At 66.7% G+C, this 7,725-nt stretch carries 9 protein-coding genes; 7 read left to right on the forward strand and 2 right to left on the reverse strand.

The window, feature by feature from the left end; all coding sequences use genetic code 11:
* Positions 1-301 precede the first annotated feature (301 nt).
* Genes motA through AC1DYN_RS30800 form a run of 4 tightly spaced genes read left to right on the forward strand, consistent with a single transcriptional unit; the run spans position 302 to position 3,245 of the window.
* A complete protein-coding gene (gene motA, locus AC1DYN_RS30785; RefSeq protein ID WP_477966308.1) occupies positions 302-1,162 on the forward strand; it encodes a flagellar motor stator protein MotA in 861 nt (286 codons plus the stop codon).
* Positions 1,163-1,175: 13 nt separating this feature from the next.
* Positions 1,176-2,132, forward strand: a complete 957-nt coding sequence (motB, locus tag AC1DYN_RS30790; RefSeq protein WP_477966310.1) for a flagellar motor protein MotB — start codon at positions 1,176-1,178, stop codon at positions 2,130-2,132.
* A 54-nt stretch (positions 2,133-2,186) separates the two neighbouring features.
* The gene (gene cheY, locus AC1DYN_RS30795; protein ID WP_477966312.1) at positions 2,187-2,579 is read left to right on the forward strand and encodes a chemotaxis response regulator CheY; all 393 of its coding nucleotides are present in this window, start codon (positions 2,187-2,189) and stop codon (positions 2,577-2,579) included.
* A gap of 36 nt (positions 2,580-2,615) precedes the next feature.
* Entirely contained in the window at positions 2,616-3,245 is a 630-nt protein-coding gene (locus AC1DYN_RS30800) for a protein phosphatase CheZ (protein WP_477966314.1), read from the forward strand.
* A 623-nt stretch (positions 3,246-3,868) separates the two neighbouring features.
* Here AC1DYN_RS30800 and AC1DYN_RS30805 read toward each other — a convergent pair.
* Together AC1DYN_RS30805 and AC1DYN_RS30810 are read right to left on the reverse strand one after the other, a co-directional pair.
* A complete protein-coding gene (locus tag AC1DYN_RS30805; RefSeq protein WP_477966316.1) occupies positions 3,869-4,510 on the reverse strand; it encodes a response regulator in 642 nt (213 codons plus the stop codon).
* Positions 4,510-5,661, reverse strand: coding sequence for a hybrid sensor histidine kinase/response regulator (locus AC1DYN_RS30810; protein WP_477966318.1), 1,152 nt, complete (start codon positions 5,659-5,661; stop codon positions 4,510-4,512). The genes AC1DYN_RS30805 and AC1DYN_RS30810 overlap by 1 nt, the downstream gene beginning before the upstream one ends.
* A gap of 208 nt (positions 5,662-5,869) precedes the next feature.
* Between AC1DYN_RS30810 and AC1DYN_RS30815 the strand changes: the two genes are divergently transcribed.
* The 3 genes from AC1DYN_RS30815 to AC1DYN_RS30825 all read left to right on the forward strand — a co-directional run.
* A complete protein-coding gene (locus tag AC1DYN_RS30815; RefSeq protein WP_477966320.1) occupies positions 5,870-6,337 on the forward strand; it encodes a hypothetical protein in 468 nt (155 codons plus the stop codon).
* A 62-nt stretch (positions 6,338-6,399) separates the two neighbouring features.
* A complete protein-coding gene (locus tag AC1DYN_RS30820; protein WP_047511098.1) occupies positions 6,400-6,762 on the forward strand; it encodes a response regulator in 363 nt (120 codons plus the stop codon).
* 61 nt (positions 6,763-6,823) lie between these two features.
* On the forward strand, positions 6,824-7,725 hold a 902-nt coding region (locus AC1DYN_RS30825), incomplete at its 3' end, for an Hpt domain-containing protein (RefSeq protein ID WP_477966322.1).

Consider the following 7,725-nt stretch of genomic DNA (forward strand, 5'->3'; position numbering starts at 1 on the left):
TGTGGCCGAAGCGTGCAGAACGAACTGCATGGTGTTCGGGTTCAAGCGCCTTCTTTGGTTACTTTCTTTGGCAAGACAAAGAAAGTGACTCGCCCGCCGGGGCGAGACCCGGCAGCAGCCTCACGCAGTGAACCAGCGCAAGCCCTCGCGCAGCGAGAAGCAATCCTTTTTTCAGCGCTGTTCGAGCGATTGCCGCCCCCCCGCCCCCTCCACACTCAAGTGACGGGGGTGAGGGCCGATAACGGTCCGAGACCTGCGCCGGTTCGCACGAGCGCCCCCACCACACGGAACACCCTGGATCATGTTCGTCCTCATCGGTTACGCGGTTGCCCTCGGGTGCATCTTCGGCGCCTACATCGTCCACGGCGGCAACATGGGCGTGATCCTGCACGCGCTGCCGACCGAGCTGATGGCCATCCTGGGCGGCTCGCTGGGTGCCTTCGTCGTGAACAACCAGCCCAAGGTGCTGAAGGCCACGATGGCAGCGCTGCCGGCGCTGCTGAAGGGCTCGAAGTATTCGAAGGCGCGCTACATGGAACTTCTGGCGCTGCTGTACGACATCCTGCAGAAGGCGCGCAAGGAAGGCCTGATGTCGATCGAGAACGACGTCGAACGCCCGCACGAATCCGCCCTCTTCAAGAAATACCCGACCGTCGGTAGCGACCACCACGTGGTCGAGTTCATCACCGACTACCTGCGCATGATGGTCTCGGGCAACCTGAACGCCCACGAGATCGAAAGCCTGATGGACAGCGAGATCGACACGCACCACCACGAGGCGCACGCCCCCGCGGCCGCGATCGCCCGCCTGGCCGGCGCGCTGCCGGCCTTCGGCATCGTCGCCGCCGTGCTGGGCGTCGTGAACACCATGGGCTCGGTGGGCCAGCCGCCCGCCATCCTGGGCGGCATGATCGGCTCGGCGCTGGTCGGCACCTTCCTCGGCATCCTGCTGGCCTATGCGGTCGCGGAACCGCTGGCCGGGCTGATGGAGCAGAAGAACGACGAGAACGGCAAGGAACTGCAGTGCATCAAGACCACGCTGCTCGCGAGCATGCAGGGCTATGCGCCGCAGGTGGCCGTCGAGTTCGGCCGCAAGGTGCTGTATTCGACCGACCGGCCCACCTTCGCGGAACTCGAAGGCCACGTGAAGGGCAAGAAGTGAAGGACGCGACGTAATGGCCGGCGACTCGAAGAAGCTGCAGCCGATCATCATCAAGCGCGTCAAGAAGGGCGGCCATGGCGCCCATGGCGGCGCATGGAAGATCGCGTACGCCGACTTCGTGACGGCGATGATGGCGTTCTTCCTGCTGATGTGGCTGCTCGGTTCGACCACCGAGGGCGACAAGAAGGGCATTGCCGACTATTTCCAGGCGCCGCTGAAGGTGGCGCTGTTGAGCGGCGGCAGCGGCTCGGGCGATTCGTCGCACGTGATCAAGGGCGGCGGCACCGACCTCACCCGCAGCGGCGGCCAGGTCAAGAAGGGCGACACCGCGTCGCGCAGCACCATCAACCTGGCGGCGGTGAAGGCCGAGCAGCGCCAGGCCGAGGCGCAGCGCCTGCAGGCCTTGAAGCAGCACGTGGAAGACGTGCTGGCGTCGAACCCGAAGCTGGCGGCGCTGAAGTCGCAGATCCGGCTCGACATGACGCGCGACGGGCTGCGCATCCAGATCGTCGACGACCAGAACCGGCCGATGTTCGACAGCGGCAGCGCGGTCGTCAAACCCTACATGCGCGAGCTGCTGCACGAGATCGGCAGCGTGTTGTCCGAGGTGCCGAACCGGCTGACGCTGGAGGGCCACACCGATGCGGCGCCCTTCGGCGGCGGCGAGCGCGGCTACAGCAACTGGGAACTGTCGTCGGACCGCGCCAATGCGTCGCGCCGCGAGCTGCTGCTGGGCGGGCTGCCCGAGGACCGCATGCTGCGCGTGCAGGGGCTCGCGTCGAGCGCGCTGTTCGAGCGCAACGATCCCCTGAGCCCGTCCAACCGGCGCATCAGCATCATCGTGATGAACCGCGAAGCCGAGGACCGATTCTTCCAGAGTGCGCCGGAGGCGGTGGAAATGCCGCCAGAGGCGCCGGCCATCGAGGGTGCGGCCACACCGCCCTCAACTTCCGTCACCGCCGCCCGATAACAGGCGCAAGCAGCCATTCAGGCGCCAACCAACGCGACCCCAGCGAGGACTTCCATGAGCACCGAGATGAAATTCCTGATCGTCGACGACTTCTCGACCATGCGCCGCATCGTGCGCGGGTTGCTGAAGGAGATCGGCTACAACAATGCCGAGGAAGCCGAAGACGGCGCGGTGGCGCTGAACATGCTGAAGAACGCGAAGTTCGACTTCGTCGTCAGCGACATCAACATGCCCAACATGAATGGCTTCGAGCTGCTGGCGGCCGTGAAGGCCGAGGCGACGCTCAAGCACATCCCGGTGCTGATGGTGACGGCCGAGGCGCGCAAGGAAGACATCGTGCGCGCGGCCCAGGACGGCGCGGCCGGCTACATCGTCAAGCCCTTCACGAAGGCGACGCTGGAAGAAAAAGTCCAGAAGATCATGCAAAAGCTGGCGGCCACGGCCTGACGCTTGACCAGCCCTGAATCAACAAGGGAACACCTCATGAAGATGGATACGATGGCCACCCTGGCCCCGGCGACGCCTGCGGCTTCGCCGGAGGTCTTCAAGCAGATCGGCGTGATCACGCGCCAGCTGCACGACACGCTGACGCAGCTGGGCGTGATGCCCAAGCTGCAGACCGCCGCCGACAACCTGCCGGACGCGCGCAGCCGCCTGAACTACATCGCCGAGAAAACCGGCGCGGCCGCGAACAAGGTGCTGAACTCGGTCGACCAGGCCAAGCTGGAGCACGCGAACATCGCAGCGGACACGCGGCGCATTGCCGCGGCGATCGTCGCCGACCCGGTGAAGGCGGTGGCCTCGGGCTCGGTGATGAACTTCGTCGGCGACGTCGAGGCCGCCACGGCGCGCATCGACCTGCACCTGACGGACATCATGATGGCGCAGGATTTCCATGACCTGACCGGCCAGGTCGTGGCCAAGGTGGTGGCGCTTGCCGCCGACCTGGAGGACAGCCTGGTGAAGCTGCTGGTGCAGGCGGCACCGCCCGACCAGGTGCAGAAGGTCGAGCAGTCGATCCTCAACGGTCCCGTCGTCAATCCGGAAGGTCGCACCGACGTGGTGACCAACCAGGGCGAGGTGGACGACCTGCTGGCGAGTTTGGGGTTCTGACCTCCTTCCTTGGGGCTCGCTGCGCGAGGGCTTCCTTTCACTGCGTGAGGCTGCTGCCGGGTCTCGCCCCGGCGGGCGAGTCACTTTCATTTGCTGGCTCAAATGAAAGTAACCAAAGCAAAGAGCCTCAACCCGAACACCATGCAGTTCGTTCTGCACGCTTCGGCCACAAGCGGCCTTTACACGGCCGTTCTGGCTCGGGCCTTCATCTCGATTGTTGGATCTTCTTCTCCAACCGGCTCGCTTCGCTTCGTCTCAACGAAGTGCGGGGACGAACCCCGGATTGGCATCCGGGCTACGAGGCGTGTAGCCCGGATGCCAATCCGGGATCTCCGCACCAAACCACTGGTTCGGCAAAGGCGCGGGCGGGCAGGCTGGGGCGCGCCAATCAGGATGGGGCGCCGGAGCTGGCTGCTTGCAAGGCCCGCGTGCGCCAGCACGCTTCGTGGTCTGACTTGTCGCCGACTGTTTGACCACAGCGAGCGAAGCGAGCGGCGGGAGTTTCGGCGACGGGCCTTGAAAGCAGGCAGCGCAGGGGAGTCCTCGCCCCCCAGGGCGAGGACCGCCCCATCCGGCGCGCCCCAGCCTGCCCGCACGCGCCTTTGCTCGCGCCGAAAGACCACTTATTCGCTCCCAACCAAGCCATTGCGGATCGCGTAAACCGTCATCTCCGAGTTGTTGGACAAGCCCAGCTTCTCCAACACCCGCGCCCGGTAAACACTCACCGTCTTCGGGCTGAGCATCAGCTCCTCCGCGATATCGGACAAGCGCTTCCCCGACGCGATCATCACCAGCGTCTGCAACTCCCGGTCCGACAGCTTCTCGTGCGCCGCCTCCGTCGTCGGCGTCGTCAAACTCTCCACCAGCATCTGCGCAATCTCCGGCGTCACGTACTTGCGGCCCTGCCCCACCGTGCGCACCGCCGCGACGATCGTCGCCGGGTCGCCCCCCTTGTTGACATAGCCGAACGCGCCGGCGCGCAGCGCCCGGATCGCATACTGGTCCTCGGGGTACATCGACACCACCAGCACCCGCATCGTCGAACCCTCGTCCTTCAGCACGTGCAACACGTCCAGCCCGCTGCGGCCCGGCAGGTTGATGTCCAGCACCAGCACATCACACCCCCCCGTCGTGCGCAGCAGCGAACGCAGCTCGGTGTAGTCGCCGGCCTCGCCGATCACCTCGATGTCGGGTGCGTCCGACAAGGTGTCGCGGATGCCGCGCCGGATCAACGCATGGTCGTCGCACAGAATCACTTTGATCATCAGATGTTCCCCCACACCGTCGGGTCATACGGCGCCGAGGGCTCCGTCAGTTCGATGTCCAGGTCCTCTTCCACCACCTCCAGCGGCACCGACAGGATCAAGGTCGTGCCGCCCGGGCCGCTGCTCAGATCGACCCAGCCGCCCACCGTGCCGGCCCGCTCGTGCAGGCCGCGGATGCCGAACGAACGCACCTTCGCCAGATCGTCCTGGTTCAGCCCGCGCCCGTTGTCGCTGATCTCCAGCGACAGCACCCCGCCGGCCAGCGTCAGGTCGATCTGCACATGGCTCGCCTGCGCATGCTTGGTGATGTTGGTCAGCGCCTCCTGCGCCGTGCGGTACGCCACCAGCGGCACGCCAGCCGGCAAGGTGAGGTGGTCGTAGCGGCTGCGGAACTCGCAGCTGACGCCGGTGCGCTTCTCGAAACGGCTCGCCATCCACTGCAAGGCCGCCACCAGCCCCTGCTCCAGGATCGCCGGCCGCAGGTTGTGCATCACCCGCTGGCTGGCCTCGATCGCGTGCGTCACCGTCTCGAGCGCCGACGTGGCCCGCGCCAGCACCTCGGGCGAATCGGAATGGCGCTGGATCCAGGCCAGGTCGAACTTGATCGCCGTCAACGAGCCACCCACGTCGTCATGGATCTCGCGCGCGATCGCCGCCCGCTCCGATTCGACGCTGGTCTGCAAATGCTGCGCCAGCTCGTGCACCCGCTGCTTCTGCTCGCCCAGCTCGCGGTCGGCACGCTGGCGCGCCAGCAGCAGCTCGTGCGCCTCGACCGCGTGCAGCAGCGCCGGCACCAGCCGCGCCAGGTTGTTCTTCAGCAGGTAGTCGCTCGCGCCATTGCGCATCGCCTCGACCGCGGTGTCTTCGCCGATCTCGCCCGACACCAGGATGAACGGGATGCTGCGCCCGCTCGCCTTCAGCAGGTCGAGCGCCACCAGGCCCGAAAAACCCGGCAGGTTGTAGTCGGAGATGACGATGTCCCACTCGTGCGCCGGCTCCAGCGCGTGCAGGAACTCGGCCTCCGAATCGATGCGCACCGCATCGACGTCCAGGCCGCCGCGGCGCAGGTGGGCCAGCGTCAGGTGGTGGTCCAGCTCCGAATCCTCCAGGTGCAGGAGACGCAGGCGCTGTTCGGCAAGCGGTGGTGGCATGGCCCGCAGTATGCCAAGCAACGCGCGCGCAGGTGCCAACTTCGCACGCTCTGGGCCGCGGCAGGCGGGTCGGGCGAATTGGCGGCGCTTTTGGCCTGTGATTGCGCTAATGCTTTCCGAGGGCCTGCCGAAAATGCCTGACAGATATCACGCCCTGCGCAGGGAGTCTCCTGCGCGGCGCACCCCCCCTCCCTGCTCGGAGACCTGGATGCAGACGAACGACGCCAACGAAGCCGGCTCGCCACCCCCCCACGCGGGCATGGCGCTGCTGGCCGCCGCCGACCTGCAGGACCACCTGATGTCGGCCACCAACGACCTGGAGCGCCTTCAGACCCTGCTGGCCGATGCCTGCGACACGCTGATGCAGCGCTTCTACGGCGCCTCGGAACAGATCCGCACGCTGCGCGCGCGCCCGCACTCCGGCGAGGAAAGCGACGAGGTGTTCAGCGGCGTCATGCAGGACCTCGGCGGCGCCGTCACCGCGCTGCAGTTCCAGGACATGGCCTCCCAGCTGATCAACCACACCAATCGCCGCCTGCGCAACTGCGTGGACCGGCTGGCCCGCGAGGCCTTCGCGGACGACGAAGACGGTGAGACCGTGGTCGAGGAAGCCCCGTTGCGACCCAACCCGGTGACCCAGGCCGAAATGGACGTCGGTTCCATCGAATTGTTCTAGGCCACCCCTCAAGACCTCAGTCCCACCTACCGAAACAGTTCTCGAGAATTCCGGAGAAAACCATGCATTCCATCCTCGCGGTCGACGATTCCGCCTCCATGCGCCAGATGGTGTCGTTCACGCTGAAGAGCGCCGGCTACAACGTCGTCGAGGCCGTGGACGGCCAGGACGCCTACGAGAAGACCAGCGGCCGCGACTTCGACCTCGTGCTGACCGACCAGAACATGCCCCGCATGGACGGCATCAGCCTGACCAAGAAGCTGCGCGACAACCCCAAGTTCAAGAGCACGCCGATCCTGATCCTGACGACGGAGTCGAGCGACCAGATGAAGCAGGCGGGCCGCAGCGCCGGCGCCACCGGCTGGCTGGTCAAGCCCTTCGATCCGGCCAAGCTGATCGAAGTCATCAAGAAGGTCGTGCGCTGAGCAGCCTGCTGAGCGCACGTTTTCTTCCGGCACCGACAACAAATCCATCCAGGAGCACGCCATGGGCGAGATGACCTCCGAAGGCTCTCAGCTGAGCGCCGGCATCGACCTGAGCCAGTTCTATCAGGTCTTCTTCGAAGAAGCGGGCGAGAACCTCGACCGCATGGAGAAGCTGCTGCTCGACCTCGACATCGAGTCGGCGGACGACGAAGAGCTCAACGCGATCTTCCGCTGCGCGCATTCGATCAAGGGCGGCGCAGCCACCTTCGGCTTCTCCGACGTCGCCGAACTGACCCACCAGATGGAGACGCTGCTCGACAAGCTGCGCCGCCACGAACTGACCCCCACCGCGCCGATGGTCGACGTGCTGCTGCAGTCGGGCGACGCACTGCGCGCCCAGCTGGCCCGCCACCAGGGCGGCGGCGGCGACGAGCTCGACACCACCGAGCTGCTGTTCAACATCCGCGCGATGGTCGCCGGCGAAGCCCCGCCGGTGTCCGCCCCCGCGGCCGCGGCCGACAAGCCTAAGGCCGCCGCCCCCGCCACGCCGGGCGGCATGCCCGCCGCCACGCCGCCGGGCGCTGCCCGCATGCTCGAGCTGCGCGTCGGCCCGCTGAAGAACCTGGCCGACGCCGACAACCTGGTCGAGCTCTTCAAGGAGATCACCGACCTCGGCACCATCGAGCCGCTGGACAACGGCATGTCGGCCGACGGCATGCGCCGCTTCAAGATCTGCACCACCAGCACCGACAGCGACCTGCTGGACCTGTTCACCTTCCACGTCGCGCGCGAGCAGGTCGCCCTGCTGCCGCTCGGCCCGGGCTACGGCTTCCATGAAGGCGCCCCCGGTGCGCCGGCCGCCACCGCACCGAGCGAGGCCGACCTCGGCTACGGCTTCTTCGACGACGCCCCCGGCGCGCCGAGCGCCGCAGCGCCGTCGCAGGAAGCCGCCTCGTCCGGCGC

The organism is Rhizobacter sp. P2_D12 (assembly GCF_056404395.1).

What these genes read in the sequence shown, in the direction of transcription:
- motA (WP_477966308.1), top strand. Translation starts at nt 302, where the DNA reads ATGTTCGTCCTCATCGGTTACGCGGTTGCCCTCGGGTGCATCTTCGGC.
- motB (WP_477966310.1), top strand. Translation starts at nt 1,176, where the DNA reads ATGGCCGGCGACTCGAAGAAGCTGCAGCCGATCATCATCAAGCGCGTC.
- cheY (WP_477966312.1), top strand. Translation starts at nt 2,187, where the DNA reads ATGAGCACCGAGATGAAATTCCTGATCGTCGACGACTTCTCGACCATG.
- AC1DYN_RS30800 (WP_477966314.1), top strand. Translation starts at nt 2,616, where the DNA reads ATGAAGATGGATACGATGGCCACCCTGGCCCCGGCGACGCCTGCGGCT.
- AC1DYN_RS30805 (WP_477966316.1), bottom strand. Translation starts at nt 4,510, where the DNA reads ATGATCAAAGTGATTCTGTGCGACGACCATGCGTTGATCCGGCGCGGC.
- AC1DYN_RS30810 (WP_477966318.1), bottom strand. Translation starts at nt 5,661, where the DNA reads ATGCCACCACCGCTTGCCGAACAGCGCCTGCGTCTCCTGCACCTGGAG.
- AC1DYN_RS30815 (WP_477966320.1), top strand. Translation starts at nt 5,870, where the DNA reads ATGCAGACGAACGACGCCAACGAAGCCGGCTCGCCACCCCCCCACGCG.
- AC1DYN_RS30820 (WP_047511098.1), top strand. Translation starts at nt 6,400, where the DNA reads ATGCATTCCATCCTCGCGGTCGACGATTCCGCCTCCATGCGCCAGATG.